Source organism: Streptomyces sp. NBC_00376 (genome assembly GCF_036077095.1).
Classification (GTDB): domain Bacteria; phylum Actinomycetota; class Actinomycetes; order Streptomycetales; family Streptomycetaceae; genus Streptomyces.
The window spans coordinates 2,109,551-2,124,562 of the sequence record NZ_CP107960.1; the positions used below are offsets into that span (position 1 = coordinate 2,109,551).

10 protein-coding genes are annotated in these 15,012 nt (G+C 71.2%); 1 reads left to right on the forward strand and 9 read right to left on the reverse strand.

All coding sequences use genetic code 11. The features are described from left to right. Positions 1 to 13: 13 nt before the first annotated feature. Positions 14 to 4,354 (forward strand): tetratricopeptide repeat protein, encoded by a 4,341-nt coding sequence (locus tag OG842_RS09450; protein WP_266729201.1) that lies wholly within the window; start codon positions 14 to 16, stop codon positions 4,352 to 4,354. A gap of 31 nt (positions 4,355 to 4,385) precedes the next feature. Here OG842_RS09450 and OG842_RS09455 read toward each other — a convergent pair whose 3' ends face one another. The 9 genes from OG842_RS09455 to OG842_RS09495 form a co-directional block, all read right to left on the reverse strand. After that, positions 4,386 to 5,018 (reverse strand): TIGR03086 family metal-binding protein, encoded by a 633-nt coding sequence (locus tag OG842_RS09455; RefSeq protein WP_266729202.1) that lies wholly within the window; start codon positions 5,016 to 5,018, stop codon positions 4,386 to 4,388. A gap of 2 nt (positions 5,019 to 5,020) precedes the next feature. Next, entirely contained in the window at positions 5,021 to 5,623 is a 603-nt protein-coding gene (locus tag OG842_RS09460) for a GNAT family N-acetyltransferase (RefSeq protein WP_266729203.1), read from the reverse strand. Positions 5,624 to 5,750: 127 nt separating this feature from the next. Then, positions 5,751 to 6,617, reverse strand: coding sequence for a peptidoglycan-binding protein (locus OG842_RS09465; protein ID WP_266733490.1), 867 nt, complete (start codon positions 6,615 to 6,617; stop codon positions 5,751 to 5,753). A 975-nt stretch (positions 6,618 to 7,592) separates the two neighbouring features. Next, complete coding sequence (locus tag OG842_RS09470) at positions 7,593 to 8,444, reverse strand: heparin lyase I family protein (RefSeq protein ID WP_266729204.1); 852 nt, start codon at positions 8,442 to 8,444, stop codon at positions 7,593 to 7,595. Between the two features lie 44 nt (positions 8,445 to 8,488). Further along, positions 8,489 to 10,495: an outer membrane protein assembly factor BamB family protein gene (locus OG842_RS09475; protein WP_266729205.1), complete on the reverse strand. Its 2,007-nt coding sequence runs from the start codon at positions 10,493 to 10,495 to the stop codon at positions 8,489 to 8,491. Between the two features lie 210 nt (positions 10,496 to 10,705). Continuing rightward, a complete protein-coding gene (locus OG842_RS09480; protein WP_266733491.1) occupies positions 10,706 to 11,686 on the reverse strand; it encodes a hydroxyacid dehydrogenase in 981 nt (326 codons plus the stop codon). Positions 11,687 to 11,721: 35 nt separating this feature from the next. Then, on the reverse strand, positions 11,722 to 12,630 hold the full coding sequence (locus OG842_RS09485; protein ID WP_266729206.1) for a carbohydrate ABC transporter permease: 909 nt from the start codon (positions 12,628 to 12,630) through the stop codon (positions 11,722 to 11,724). Further along, a complete protein-coding gene (locus OG842_RS09490) occupies positions 12,627 to 13,589 on the reverse strand; it encodes a carbohydrate ABC transporter permease (RefSeq protein WP_266729207.1) in 963 nt (320 codons plus the stop codon). Before OG842_RS09490 ends, OG842_RS09485 begins: the two co-directional genes overlap by 4 nt. After that, the gene (locus OG842_RS09495; RefSeq protein ID WP_266729208.1) at positions 13,586 to 14,941 is read right to left on the reverse strand and encodes an ABC transporter substrate-binding protein; all 1,356 of its coding nucleotides are present in this window, start codon (positions 14,939 to 14,941) and stop codon (positions 13,586 to 13,588) included. Before OG842_RS09495 ends, OG842_RS09490 begins: the two co-directional genes overlap by 4 nt. Between the last annotated feature and the right edge of the window lie 71 nt (positions 14,942 to 15,012).

The window sequence follows — 15,012 nt, forward strand, 5'->3', positions numbered from 1 at the left end:
TCCCCCCTGGTTGGTGAGCATCCGCAGGACCGGGCACGGCGACCCGGTGGGCGCCGGACTGCTGGTCACCCCGCGGCACGTGCTGACCTGCGCCCATGTCGTACGCCCCGGCAGGGCTCCGGACGTGCCCGAGCAGCCGGTCTTCGTAGGGTTCCAGTACGCCTCCGGGCACGAGCCGCTGCCCGCCTCCGTGGTGCCGGGCGGCTGGCATCCCGACACCGGGGACGGGACGGGCGATGTCGCGGTGCTCGAACTCGGTGCGCCCGCACCCCCGGAGGCCCGGCCGGCCCCGCTGCGGACCACCGACCCCGGCACCTGGGACCACCGCTTCCGGGCCTACGGCTACCCCGAGGAGCACCGGCGCCGGGGCGTCCCGGTGCGGGGCGAGATCATCGGCCACGCGGGCAGCGAGTGGCTCCAGGTGGAGGCCGCCCCGCACACCGGCTGGGGACTGGAGAAAGGCTTCTCCGGCTCCCCCGTGTGGGACGTCAACAGCCGGGGCGTCGTCGGCATGCTGGTCGCCCGCGACACGGTGACCTCGGTGGACCGGCGCACCGCGTACGCGATCAAGGTCGAGACGCTCGTCCGCTACTGGCCGGAGCTCGGGCAGCACGTCAAGGGCTCGACCGGCACCGAACTGCGGGACCGGCTGGAGAGCCTGCTGTGGGTCCCGCTTACCGAGGACGGCGAGATCCCCCGGGTCGACGAGGTGGACCCGTACGACATCGGGGTGGCCCGCTCCAAGTACGGCGGCTCCGGAGGCGGCGATCCGGGGGCCGGCGCTCCGTACGTACCCCGCCGCGCCCAGGACGACCGGCTCGGCGAACTCCTCGCGGACCGGCGGTTCGTGGTGCTGGCCGGGCGCTCGAAGGCGGGCAAGTCCCGGACCCTGTACGAGGCGCTGGTCCGTACGGTGCCGGGTGCCCGGCTGGTCGTGCCACGCCCGGACGACTCGGGCCGCCGGGTCCTGGACGATCTCAGCCGGCTCCGGCTGCCCACCGGGTCCGACCCGGTGGTGCTCTGGCTGGACGATCTGCACCGCTATCTCCGGCCGGGCGGCCTCGATCTGCAGATCCTGGACCGGCTGGCCCGGCGGGAGCCGGCCGTCACCGTCGTGGCGACGATCCCGGCCGCGCAACGGGCCGCGCTGACCGGGATGGAGAGCGAGATCGGCCGTATCGCGCGCACCGTCCTGAACAAGGCGAGCACTGTCGAACTGCCGTCGCTGCTCGCCCCCGAGGACGCCGCGACCGCCCGGGCGGCGTACCCCGAGGAGGACTTCACGGCCCGGGGCATCGGCGAACTCATGGTCGCCGCGCCCAGCCTGGAGCAGCGCTTCGCGGACGGGATCGACAGTTGCCCGGCCGGGTGGGCGCTGGCCAGGGTGGCCCTGGACTGGCTGCGCATGGGGGTGGCCGAGCCGGTCCCCGAGTCCGCGCTGCGGGAGCTGTTCGCCGCCTACCTGGCCGAGCACCGCCCGGATCTGGACGCCGACGAGAGCACGTACCGCACCGGTCTGGCCTGGGCCCGGGAACCGGTGGCGGGCACCATCGCACTGCTCCACCGCACGGGGGCGCCCGACGGTCCCGCAGAGTACGCCGGTACTCCGTACATGTCGGAGTACCTGGACACCCGCGACGACGATCCCTCGGCCGCGGTGCCGCGGTTCGCCTGGGAGTACCTGGCAGGCAGCCGGACGGCCGCCGAACTCCTGCCGAGCGCGTACACGGCGCTGGTCCGGGGCGAGTCGGAGACCGCCGAGCGGATGCTGCGGCGGGTGGCGGACGGCTCGGACGACCGGGACGGCGCGGCGTGGGCGATGCTGGTGCTCGGCGAGATGTATCTCTACCGGGCGGAGTTCACGGCGGCGGCGGACCGGTTCGAACGCGCCGCCGCCACCACCGTGGACAGTGTGGTCCCGCTGGCACAGGTCATGCTGGCCGAGATCCTCATGATGGCCGGTGACCGGGAACGTTCGCGCCAGCTGCTGGAGAGCGCCGTGAGCGCCCTCGATCCCCAGCTCTCCCAGATGGCCCAGGTCAGCCTGGCGGCCCTGCTCTTCGCGGAGGGCGAGAGCGACCGCGCCGAGCGGCTGCTGGAGTCGATCGTCGCCGCCGGGGACCACGAGGTGGCGCACCGGGCGCAGGCGCAGCTGGTCAACGCGCTGGCCGGGGCCGGTGAAGCCGCCGGTGTACGGACCGGTCAGGCGGCGGGTGCGGACCGGGGCAAGTCCCGGGTGGGTACGGGATTTTCGCGCGGCGGTACGGCGGAGCCCGTCGAGCAGCCGTGGGCGCTCTCCCGGGCGATGGGCGAGTCGATGGCGGGGCAGGTCACCGCGGTGGCACGGGCGAACCTCGGCGGGGTACTGGCCGGCCGGGGAAAGCTGGACCGCGCCGAGGAGGTGCTGCGCTCGGTGCTGGCCGGCGGACAGTCGCACGCGGTGCCGCTGGCCCAGGTGGGCCTGGGCGAGCTGCTGATGGTGCGCGGCCGGGCCGAGGAGGCCGAGCGGATCCTGCGGGAGCTGATCGCCTCCGGCAATCCCCTGCTCGATTCGTACGCCAAGATCCTGCTGGCCGTGGTGCTGCACCCGCAGGGCCGGATCGAGCAGGGAATGGCCCTGCTGCACGAGGCGGCCGCTTCCGGTCATCCCGGCCACGGGCCGCGCGCGACCTGCGGGCTCGGCGAGTGGTACGCCAACCAGGGCGATCGTCCCGCCGCCGAGGAATGGTTCGGGCGCGCGATCGCCACCGGCCATCCGGACTGGTCGGCGATGGCCCGGATCGAGTTCGCCGTCGTGCTCGCGGCCCTGGACGAGGACCTGACCCGGCCGACGGAACTGCTGACCGCCGTCATCGACTCGGCCCACCCCAACCTGGGCCCGTACGCCGCCGCCGTCCTCGGCGAGGTACTCGCCCTGCACGACCGCGTCGAGGACGCCGAGCGCGCCTACCGCGTCGCCATCGACTCCGGTCACCAGCACTGGTCCCGGACGGCCCAGGTCGACTTCGCGGTCATGCTCGCGAACAAGAGGGGCGACGGGGCGGCGGCGGCAGAACTGCTGACTGCCGTCATCGACTCCGCGCACCCCCATCAGGGCCCCCGGGCGGCCGACTTCCTCGGGGACCTCCTCGCTCTGGACGGCCGCGTCGAGGAGGCCGAGCGCGCGTACCGCGTCGCCATCGACTCCGGGCATCCGCAGTGGTCGCTGATCGCCGGCATGGACCTGGCGGGCATGCTCGCCGGTGCCGGGGACTACGAGCGGGCGGAGAGCCTGCTGCGGGTGGTGGCCGGCGCGGACGAGGCCACGGCCGTGGTCTGGGCGCGCGCCGTGCTGGGCACGGTGCTCGTCGCCATGGGCCGGCGGAAGGAGGGGCTGGGCGAGTTCCGGGCCGCGGCGGAGGCGGACGCCGGTGCCGCTTCCCAGTTCGGGCGGTTCCACCTGGCCAAGTGCCTGATCGAGGACGGCGAGGGCGAGGCCGCCGAGGAGCTGCTGCGCACCGTTGTCGCGGGCGAGCCGTCCCAGGTCACCGAGGTGGCACGCGCCTATCTGGCGGTGCGGCTGCTGCACCGGGAGCCCGACGCCGCGGGCCAACTGCTGGTCCGGGAGGAGGACTCGGACGACGAGGAGGGCCTCGCTCTCGCCTATCTGCGTGCGGCGGAGTATCTGCTGGACACCGGGGAGGTGCAGGCATCCGGAGAACTGCTGCAGGCGGTAATGGAGTTGGCGGGCCCGCGCACGACCCCCTGGGCCGGTGCGCTGCTCGGCGTGGTCCGGCGTTCCGTCAACGACCTCGAATCAGCCCGCCGCCTGCTGACCGACGCCCTCGCCGCAGGCGATCCGTCCGTCGACCCGCTGGCCCGGCGCTACCTCGGCAGCACCCTGTTCCGCCTGGGCCTGCTGCCCGAGGCGGAACAGACCCTGCTGCCACTGGCCCACTCGCAGGACACCGAGCACCGTCCGCAGGCGCTGCTGCTGCTCGGCCGGGTACTGGCCGCGGACGGCCGGCCGGAGGAGGCATACCCCTGGCTGGAGCAGGCCATCGAGTGCGCGGACGCCGAAACCGCCGCCGAGGCGCGCGAAATGTACGCGGAGCTGCTGATGAGCGAAGGACAGCAGTCGCGGGCCCGCGAGCTCTACGCACCACCGACACCCCCGGACGAGCCGCAGCAACCCCACACCGACACTCCGCCCCCTCCTGCCCCCGACCCCGTACCACCCCCGCTCCCACTCCCGCACCCGCTCCCCGCCGCCCTGCTCACGCTCCTGGGCGATGTCGCGCAGGCGGAGGGCGAGGAGGAGGAAGCAGCGTTCTGGTACGCGCTCGGCGCGGCGCAGTCCCCTCGTCACCAGTGAGCCGGATCGGGCGGTCCCGGCACCTGACCCGCTACTTCGGCGACCACCGCGGGTCGCGGCCCAGCGCCGCGAGCAGGCGGTCCTCGGCGCTCGCCGCACCGGCAAGCTCGACCGCCGGGCGGAACGAAGCACCGGGCCGCTCCCGCGACGGCCCGTCGGGCACCTCCTTGCGGGCCACCTCGGCGGCGGCGAGCACGAGATCCTCGTCGTAGGCCGCCCGGATGCCGAGCGAAGCCGCGACGTCCCAGCCGTGCACCACGTAGTCCACGAGGTGGAAGCCGATCGCGCGGGGGGCGGCGAACCTGAACGTCGGGTGGATCCACGGCAGGACGACCTCACGGTCCAGTACGCCGTCGGCGGCGAACGCGTCGAGGACCCGGTCGACGGAGTCGGCGTACGCGCGGCGGGGGTCGTCGAGCGGTGTCTCCCGCCAGACCGCCTCGTCGACCGGTCCGCCCTCGGCGGCTGCGGCGAAGCCGAGGTGTTGCGCGGTCATATGGGCGAGGAGACGCCGCAGCGACCAGGTGCCGCACGGGGTGGGGTCGTCCCACTGGTCGTCGCGGACCTGCGCGACGATCTCCGCGCTGCGCAGCACGGCCCGGCGGTCGAGCTCCTGGATCCCGCCCTTCGGCGCGTCCGCGTCGGTCACGTCCGTTTCGGTCATGGTCAGCCCTTCTCGTCAAGGATGCCGGTGCGCGCCGGTCCGGAGGCGGGTTCGACCTCCCGGGCGAGGATCGCGTAGACGTACTCGCTGCCCCAGCCCCGGTCGTCGCGATCGTTCTCGATCAGGTGCGCCTCCCGGCGCATCGACAGCCGCTCGCAGATCCGTACGGAGGCCGTGTTCTCCGCGTCGACGCGGGCGAACAGGCGGTGCACGGAAAGCTGTTGAAAGGCCAGATCGCGCAGGGCGAGTGCGGCCTCGGTGGCGTACCCCCGGCCCCCGTGGCCGGGGTGGAAGACCCACCCGATCTCGGCCTGCCCGGCGTGCGCGGCCGACAGCGAGACCATCACCTCACCGATCACCCCCGGTGCGTCGCGACGGCAGACCGCCAGCGTGAGGCTGTCGCCGTCCTCCTTCCAGGGGGTGCCCTGTCCGATGCGTTCGATGACCTCCACGCAGAGAGCCCGATCACGCGGCGGCCGGTAGAGATACCGGGCCACCTCGGGCAGTCCTTGATACGCGTACATGTCGTCCAGGTCGTTCTCCGCGAACAGACGGAGCGTCAGCCGGTCCGTCCACAACGGCTGTAAGTCACATATCGCGTCCATACTCACCCGGCTTCCTCGGCAATCAGTCATCGACGCCCCATCATGCGGGAAAGCACGGTGCGATGCGCCGGGATAGACAACACGCCGACCACCCCGCACACGGTCGCACCGTCAGTCGGCGCGACCGTCACCCGACGAGGGCCTCCCAGGTCTTCGGGCCCGCCTTGCCGTCGACGACCAGGCGGTTGGCGCTCTGATGGGTGCGGACGGCGGAGTTGGTCACCGAGCCGAAATCACCGTCGACGGCGAGTCCCGCACTGTGCTTGTTCAGCACCACCTGAAGGGCGCGCACATGCCCTCCGGAGCTGCCCCGCTGGAGCGAGTAGACCAGGCTCGGCCAGGTCTTCGGACCGATCTGACCGTCCGCCACCAGACCACGGGAGGACTGGAACTCCTTGACCGCCTTGACCGAGACCGATCCGTAGTTGCCATCGGCGACCAGCGCGGTGCCACGCCGGGTGATCAGGTACTGGACGGCCTTCACCGTCGCGCCCACTGCACCGGGGTCGATGGCCGGCCAGCCACCGCCCAGGTCCACACCCCGAGCGGCGAGGTACGACACCGGGTTGACCGTGGAACCCAGCCCTCCGCTGTGGGCCTCGAAGTGGAGGTGGGGGCCGGTCACATGGCCCGTGGCGCCCATGTCGGCGATGCGCTGCCCTGCGGCGACCTTGGCGTTGAGCGGGACCCGGAACGCGCTGAGGTGCCCGTAGTAGGTGTACCGCCCGCCGCCGTGCGAGATGACCAGGCCGTTCCCGGTACGCCCCGACAGTACGCCGGTGCCGCGGCGCACCACGGTGCCGGCGGCCGCGGCGTAGACGGCCGTACCCGTCGAGTTGGTCACGTCCTGGCCCGCGTGCGGGTAGGGGCCGCGCGGGGCCCCGTAGTAGCCGCCTGCGGGGAAGTGCCCGCGGGCGGGGTTGCACCACCGTCCGTCCTTGAGCGTCGCCGCCGCGGCCGACGAGGTCAGGGCCGGTACGCCCGTCAACGCCACTCCGAGCCCGGCGCCGACGCCGAGCAGCCTTCTGCGTGACGGGCCCGCCGGTCGCACGTCCAGTGGTTCTTCAGCGGCGCCGCCGGCCGGACCGCACTGCTCACACATGTCCCGTCCCCACTTGAGTTCCACTCGTTCTACGCGCGTTGCTTGGCGAGAGCATGCCAGAGAGAGGACCGGCACTCCAGGGCCCTGCGAGTACCGCGGGGACGGTACGGCCGACGGCGGCGCAGCCCAGGTCTCCGTCGCCGCGGCGGACGGCCTCCTCGTGGGTGGCCAGGGCGCTCGCGGGGAGGGGCATATGGAGACCGGTGCGGTCCGCCTCGGATATCGCCGGCCCGGGACCCTTGGCCATGAGCCGGAACCGAACGCCGTCGGGCACGCCCGCCAGGGCGACACCTCATCGCCCTGCAGCAGCTCGACACGGCCTGGATGAACAGCTCGCCCGCGCACCCGGCGCCCCAGCCCTGACGACTCGCGGAATGCCTGCCTCGCGTCCTGTGCCGTTGAAGGTTAAACGCTGTCACTGAACGCTGATAATCAGTAGGTTTGCGCCATCATGAGGACTCGAATTCTGAGATTCGGCTTGTACGCAGACGAGCAGGGGCTGGCATGGGTCAGGGAACTCGTCGACCAAACTGTGGGTTTCCGGAGCGCCCGGATCGTCAAGGTGGACGTTGCACGTACCTGTCCTGATAGCGACCTGACAACCGCTGAAATGTACGACTTCCTGGCGGAACAATGGGCCATCGAACATCCTGGTCAGAACAGCGGCGAACGGGAAGCGGTCGAGCTGCGTGTCCACCTGGCGTGTTCCCTGCGGGCCTGGCGAGCGAGCCGCAAGGCGGTGATCAGGGCTTTGTGCCCGGCAGGAACGGCGCCCCACACATGCCGGGTTCCATGGTGTGCCGGCTGAGCCGGAGATGAGCGGCAGAGCGGGAGCCCGGGGCGGGCCCGGCTCCCGCCCCTTCCGGCTCACTCGCCCGCGAGATCCTGAATGCTGATGTTGTCGTGCTGCACGATCCGCGTCGGAACGTCTCCGTTCTCGATGCTCTGGCCGGGCCGGTAAAGGCCCCACTTGATGTAGCCGAGATCCGTGGGGTTCTTGGGGTGGAAGGTCTGCACGTTCTCGTACATCTTCCGCAGGGCGAACTCCGATTCGCCGGGCGTGCGGGTGGAGATCCTGTAGTAGCCGGTCCTGTCGCCCGTCCAGCGGACGTCCACGCGGAACGTCATCCACTGATTGACGTACGGGCGGAAGTCATCGACCACAACGGCTTGCAGGTCGAGCGTGGGTGACCGGAAGGCGATGCCGTTGCGCTTGGCCATCAGGTAGAAGGACGGCCAGTTCCCGCCGGCGTGCTTCCCCTGGAAGATGATGTCGCCGCTCTCCGAGTCCCCCGGCTCGTAGGTCTTCCAGTCCTTCAGGAGGACACTGAACTCGTACCGTCGCACGTCGCCCACTTGGAATATGCCCTGGAGGATGTTGTTCGTGGCGCTCTCACTGCGCGGGGCCCCGTCGGACTCGTAGCCGGGATCCCCGAGCGTCACCTTGTGCGTGATGGCGTAGTCGTCGCCGGACCTGACGACGGACGAGGCGTCGTGTGCGGTGGCGTGCGTCGTCGTCAGTCCGGGGATTCCCGAGTCGAGGCTGCCGTCCTGGTAGTCGATGTCGAGCAGTGCGGAACGCGCGCTGCTCCGGGACTGCTGCGTCGCGGATCGGTCCGGTCTGTCCTGGCCCGCTTCGGCGGCGTTCAGGCACAACACGCTGAGTGCCCCCGCCAGTACGAGGGCGGTCGAGGCCCGCACCATTGTCCTCTTGTTCATTTCCGTATCCCTTCCTGAAGTCGTTCCCCCACTGGGTCGTACGATCAGCGGCCCGGCCTGTCGGTGATCCGGATCAGGTTGCGGCCGCGCATGGTGTAGAGATGGCCGGCCTCGTCGTTGGTGAGGTGGGAGCCGCTGTACCAGCCACCGTTGACGGCGGGGACGACGGTGCTGACGGCGAAGGTGCGGGGGTCGAAGCGGAACACGGTCGTGTCGGAGACTCCGTACACCACACCGCGGTTGGTCACCAGGGCGGCGAAGCCGTTGCAGACCTGCCTGATGTCCGCCCGGTGCACGAGGGTGCGCCGGCGGAGGTCGATGACGAAGAGGCCGCCCTTGCGTGACAGGCCGTAGAGGTGTCGTCCCCTGACCGCCAGAGCCGCTGTGCCCGCCGTCTGCTGCGGGTCGATGCGCCAGAGCTCCTCGCCGCGTACGGGATCGAACGCCACCACGGTGCTGCGTGGTCCGGTGGCGAGGGTGTTGTCACCGCCGAGGTACGCCACGCCGTCCTGGCTCGCGATGCCACGGACGCACTGCATCGCGTCGACGGGGTCGACGAAGCAGCGGGACCGGCCTGTCGCCGGGTGGTACGTCCACAGCGAACCGCCGCCCTCGGTGTCGGACTGCACCCCGGCGAGCACGAGGCCGTTCGTCCGGTCCACCGTGACGTCCAGCGGCCGGTTCTGCTCGTGCGGGAAGTCGGCCACCTGGCGCATCTGCTGGTCGTGGTGGGGGTCGTGGCGCCAGATGCCCTGCGAGTTGTACTGGCCGGTGTACAGGGCCCCGTCATGGACGACGCAGTCCTTGGCCTCGCCGGGCGCGCGCAGGTTGACGACCTCGCCGGTGCGCAGTGAGTGCCGGGCGAGGGTGCCCGTCCCGCCGACGTACACGTAACCGTCGCCCGCGGCGAGGCCCATGGCGGTCTGCGGGGTCTCGGGGGCGCCCGCTTCCCCGAGTTCGGTGACCGTCGAGGTGCCCGCGGCCGGGTCGATCTCCGCGACGAAGCCGAAGGCCGAGGTGACGACGATCTTTCCGTCCCGGCTGTCCACGCCCCAGATCTCACCCAGGTCAGGTCCGTCGAACTCGACCGGCGCGATGGTGTCGGACCGCTTGTCGTAGCCGTGGATGCCGTCCTCACCGGCGAAGTACACCGTGTCGCCGATCTCCGTGAACGACTTGGCGACCGTCCCGGTCGACGTCGCGACGGTGTACGAGGACAGGTCGTTCAGGTCCATGAGGACGACCTTCGACGGCTCCGTCGACCCGGCGGAGCCGACGACGAGTGTGTCGCCCATGACCGCCAGGTCCCGGATGCTCGGATCGTTCTCCATCTCCGGGGGTGCGACCGAAGTGAAGGTCCCGGCGGACCGGTCGTAGGCGTAGAGGGTGGCCCTGCCGGTGTCGCCGCCGCCGTTGAAGGTGGTTCCCGCGCCGAAGAACACGGTCGTGCCGGTCGCCGCGACGGCGCGCACGAGGGTGCCCTTGGGGCCCGGGGTGCCCGCGTTGCGGACCTCGCGGGTCCCGGGGTTCCACTCCCACAGGGCGGGAGCCGTCTCGGCGCCGCCGCCCACGGCGTACAGGACACCGTCGGGCGCCACGGCGAGGGCCCGTACGTCACGGTCGCCCATGCGGCCGATGGCCTCGGCGGGGGTGCCGGGCGTGGTCAGGTCCCAGCGGAACAGGTTGGGCTTGCCCACGTCCGCCTTCTGCAGGATGCCCGCGTACAGGTACCTGCCGGTCGGGTCGGCTGCCAGGGCCTGGATGGAGTGGCCGTTGGTGAGATCGGTCTGGGCCACAACGGTGCGGGTCGGCAGGTGGAGCGCGATGATGCGCACGGGGTCGATGTTCCGTGAGCCGATGTACATGGTGTCGCCGATCAGTACTGCGCTCATGAGCGAGAACTGGACCACAGCGGGACCGAGATCGGTGATCCGGGTCGTGGGCCGGTTGGCAGCCGCTGCTGGCTGTCCTGCGAGGCCGAGCGCTGAGGCCAGCCCGGCCGCGCCTCCTGCCTGGAGCACGTGTCGTCGGCTGATGTGGGGGTGGGACATGGCTTCCTCCGGTGTTCTTCTGCGGAGTGCGTGGCGGGGGCGCTGCCCGTCCCGGTGGGCGGGCGGCAGCTGGTGCACCGGGAGTCGCTGGGGATCGGTGCCGAGTCGCGCGCAGGCTTGCTGTGTGGGGGCGAAGGCCCTCGTGGGTACGCGGAGGACCTCGTGGGAGGGCGGTCCGTCGTGCTGCGGAGCCGCTGTTGTCCTCGGTGGTCATGCCTGGGTCGTCAGGGATTGCGCGGTCACCGGGGAGACGGGCGGCAGGCCCGCGGCGTAGCGTTCGAGTTCGGTGAGGACCGCGGCGGTCATCGTCCTGGTCTCCGACCCGAGCGAGCCGGCGATGTGCGGTGTGAGAAGCACGTTGGGCAGGTCGTACAGGGGGCTGGTGGCCGGCAGCGGTTCGGGATCGGTCACGTCGAGTACGGCGTGCAGGCCCTCCCGGCAGGCGGCTTCGAGCGCCGTGCGGTCGATCAGGGTGCCCCGGGCGGTGTTGACGAGTACCGCCCCGGGAGGCAGCGCGGCCAGTTCCGCCGCGCCGATCATGTGCCGGGTCGCGGGCAGCTCCGGCGCGTGCAGACTCAGCACGTCGGCCCGGGGCAACGCCTCCTCCAGCAGGGCAGGTTCGGCCCCCGCCGCGGCGATCTCCGCCGGATCGACGACGGGGTCGACGACCACCACCCGGGCGAGGCCGAGGGTGTGCAGAAGATGGGTGACCCGCCTGCCGATGCGGGAGAAGCCGACCACGACGACCGTACGGTCACGCCCGCTCAGCTCTCCCCGGCCGTCCCGGTACGTCCAGTCCTCCCTGAATCGCCGTGCGTCCGCGGCGAGGAAGGGCACCTTCTTGAACGCCCACAACACGGCGGCGAGCGTGTACTGGGCGACGGGTTCGGCGTTGGCGTCGGCCGCCGTGGTCACCAGGAGCCCGCGGTCGAACGCGGCGGCCGGCACGTGAGCGCGTACGGACCCCGCCGCGTGGAGGACGGCGCGCAGCCTGGGGGCGGCCCGTAGCACTGGTTCGTCCAGCACCGGACAGCCCCACGAGGTGATCAGCACCTCTGTCTCGGCGAGTCGCGCGAGTACGCGTTCGGAGCCCAGGTCCTCGGCGGCGAGCGGCTCACCCAGGCCGGCCGCGGCGTGCAGGCGGGCCATTTCCTCCGGGCCGAACTGCGTCTCCCGGGACTGACGGCTCATCAGCAGCAGTGTTTCGGGCCTGCGTACGGAGGCGGTCACTTCACGCTCCCGGCGGACAGGCCGCTGCGCCACTGACGCTGCAGCACGACGAAGGCCACGGCCAACGGGATCACTGCGAGCAGGGAGCCGGTGATGACCAGGGGGTTGTAGTCGGGGAACTGGGGTGCGCGGGTGCCCCATTGGTAGATCCCCAGGGTCATGGGGAACAGCTTGGGGTCGGTGAGCATCACCAGGGGGAGGAAGAAGTTGTTCCAGATGCTGACGAACTGGAACAGCAGGATGGTGACGAATCCGGGCAGCATCACCGGCAGGGCGATCCTCACGAAGGTGCGCAGTTCGCCGGCCCCGTCGAGCCGTGACGCCTCAAGTACCTCGTCGGGTACGGACGCCTCGGCGAAGGTCCGTGCGAGGTAGACGCCGAAGGGATTGGTGAGCAGCGGGACGAACACCGCCCAGAAGGTGTCCACGACGTGCAGTTGTGAGGCGAGAAGGTACAGCGGCAGGGCGAGGGCCGTGGGAGGTACCAGAACGCCTGCCAGGGTCACCGCGAACAGGGCGCGCCGTCCGGGGAAGTCGAGCTTGGCGATCGCGTAGCCGCAGGCGGTGCAGATCAGCGCGCCGAGGAAGGCACCGGCACCGGCGTAGAGCACGGAGTTGCGGATCCAGTCGAGGAAGACTCCGTCCTCCCGGGTGAAGAGGTCCCGCAGGTTGTTCCACAGGTTCCAGTCCGCGAACTCGAAGGCGCTGCTGGTGGAGAAGTCGCCGACGGACTTGGTGGCCGATGTCGCCAGCCACACCAGGGGCAGCACGCTGTAGAGCGCGGCGAGGAGCAGTACGCCGTGGACGGCACCCCGCGAGGTCCAGCGGGAGCCGGTGACCGACCGGGGCGTGGTGGGTCGGTGCGGCCGCCTCCCGGCTCTCGGCGTCGTGGTGGTTGCTGTCATCGTGACCTCCGGGCGGACAGGCGCATCACCAGCGCGGAGAGCAGGGCCGAGGCGACGGCGAGCAGGATGGACGCGGCGGCGGCACGCCCGTAGTCGTTGCTGATGAAGGCCGCTTCGTAGATGTAGAGGCTGGGGGTCCAGGTACTGGTCACCGTGCCGGTGAAGGTCCGCAGCACCAGGGGTTCGGTGAACAGCTGGAGCGAGCCGATCGTGGTGAACACGAGCGCCACGAAGATCGTCGGCCGGATCATGGGGATCTTGATGGTCAGTGCGGTACGGAGGGCACCGGCGCCATCGGCGCGGGCGGCTTCGAGCACCTCACGGGGCACGGTCTGCAGGGCCGTGTAGAAAATGATCATGTTGTAGCCCATCCACTGCCAGGTCGCCATGTTGACGATGGAGGGCAGCACGCCGCCGTCGCTGAGCGGGTCGAACGGAAGGATGTCGTTCAGCGGGCCGATACCCGGGCTGTAGAGGTAGCCCCAGATCAGTCCGGCGATCACCCCGGGCACCGCGTGCGGCAGGAAGACGGCCAGCGACCACATCTGCCGCAGCCGTACGGCGACGGAGTCGAGGAGCAGGGCGATGACCAGTGCGCCCGCGAGCATCACCGGGATGTGGACGAGCGCGTACAGGGCCACGTGGGCCACGCTGTCGAGGAAGGCGGGGTCGCCGAGGACCGACGTGTAGTTGTCGAAGCCGGTGAACACCTCGCGGTAGCCGTCGAAGCCGAGCCCCGAGAGCCGATCGGTGAACAGGCTGAGGTAGAGGGCGTATCCGATGGGCACGAGCACCGTGCCCAGCAGCAGGAGCGCGAACGGGGCGGCCAGAGCGATGCCGGACAGTCGCCGGCTGCCCGTCCGCCGGGGCGGGCCCGCGGGCGCGACGGAGGCCGCGACTGCCGGGGAGGGAGCGGGCGTTGTTGTCGGAGTCGTGGCCGTGGTTGTGGTCGTGGTCATGTCCGGGCCTCGTTCTTCACGGCCAGGCCACGCGCCCGCATGGTGGCGACGGCGGATGACTGGATGCGGTGCATCGCCCTGGGCATCGTGGTCGCTCCGGTGGGGACGGGTCCCAGGGCGTCGGCGGCGGCGGAGAAGACGCTGAGTGCGTTGGGGCCCCAGGTCCACTCGGGTACCCGGGTCGCCGCTTCGTCCAGCACGTCGTACACCGGGTCGCCGATGAAGTAGGAGTCGTCGTACGCCTCACGGGCGACGCGCCTGCCGGCCCGGTAGGCGGGCGAAGGGAACGTGACCTTCGCTCCGATACGCGGAACGGCGGGATCGGTGCTCAGCCATCGCAGGAACGTCAGGGCCGCCTCGGGTACGTCGCTCTCGGCCGAGATCCCGAAGGCGGAACCGCCGTGCACACCGTTGGCCGGCTCGCCGTCCCAGGTGGGCATCGGCGCGACGGCCCAGCGACCGGTGTCCTCGGGCAGGGACTTCTTCAGCATCCCCACGCTCCAGGTCGCGCCCAGGAGCCCCCACAGCTCGCCCTTGTGCATGGCGGCGGTCCAGCTCTGCGTGCCGGTGCTGCCGCTGCCGACGCGGCCGGAGCCGATCATGTCCTGCCAATAGTCGGCGGTGCGCAGGGTGCCCCGGCGGTCGATGCCGACCTGCCAGGAGCCGTCCGCGATCCGCCACCACGGGTCCCCGGCCTGCCAGGCCATCCCGGCGAGGAACGCGCCGTCGTTGAGGGGGAAGGTGGTGATCCGCGCGGCCGGGTCGGCCCGGCGGACGGCCGAGGCGGCCTGCCTGAACTCCTCCCAGGTGCGGGGCACCCGGATTCCCGCGTCGTCGAAGAGGTCCTTGCGGTAGTAGAAGGCCATCGGGCAGAAATCCATCGGCACGGCCCAGGTGCGTCCGTCCGGACGGACGCCCTGCCAGGCGGCGGGCAGGAACCCGTCGGCGAGGTCCTCCATGTCGTCGGTCAGCTCGCGCAGACCGCCCGTGGTCAGGATCTGCGGCAGGGCCTGGTACTCCACGTGCAGGATGTCGGGAGCGTTGTGTGCACGGATGGCATTGGTCTGCTGCGCGTAGCCGCCCGAGACTCCGGCGGCGATCACGCTCAGCTCGACGTGGACCTCGCGCTGAGCGGAGTTGAACGCGTCGACGTACTGGTCCATCCCGGTCAGCCAGGACCACAGGCGTACCCGAGTGGCCCCGGAGGACGCATTCACGCAACCGCTGAGAGCGCCGCCGGTGAGAAGCGCGGCGCCGAGACCGGTGGAGGTACGCAGCAGCGACCTCCTCGACCAGTGCGTCCGGGGATCGCTTTCTCCGTCACCGGCGTCGGGTGGGATGCCGAGCACCATGAGTTTCCTTTCACGCGGCGAGCTGTTCGCACACTTCAGCGCCGGGGAAGCTCCTGGTCAACGGAAACGAA

Coding starts and splice junctions, on each gene's coding strand:
- OG842_RS09455 (WP_266729202.1), bottom strand. CDS start 5,018: ATGACCGAAACGGACGTGACCGACGCGGACGCGCCGAAGGGCGGGATC.
- OG842_RS09460 (WP_266729203.1), bottom strand. CDS start 5,623: ATGGACGCGATATGTGACTTACAGCCGTTGTGGACGGACCGGCTGACG.
- OG842_RS09470 (WP_266729204.1), bottom strand. CDS start 8,444: ATGAACAAGAGGACAATGGTGCGGGCCTCGACCGCCCTCGTACTGGCG.
- OG842_RS09475 (WP_266729205.1), bottom strand. CDS start 10,495: ATGTCCCACCCCCACATCAGCCGACGACACGTGCTCCAGGCAGGAGGC.
- OG842_RS09480 (WP_266733491.1), bottom strand. CDS start 11,686: ATGAGCCGTCAGTCCCGGGAGACGCAGTTCGGCCCGGAGGAAATGGCC.
- OG842_RS09485 (WP_266729206.1), bottom strand. CDS start 12,630: ATGACAGCAACCACCACGACGCCGAGAGCCGGGAGGCGGCCGCACCGA.
- OG842_RS09490 (WP_266729207.1), bottom strand. CDS start 13,589: ATGACCACGACCACAACCACGGCCACGACTCCGACAACAACGCCCGCT.
- OG842_RS09495 (WP_266729208.1), bottom strand. CDS start 14,941: ATGGTGCTCGGCATCCCACCCGACGCCGGTGACGGAGAAAGCGATCCC.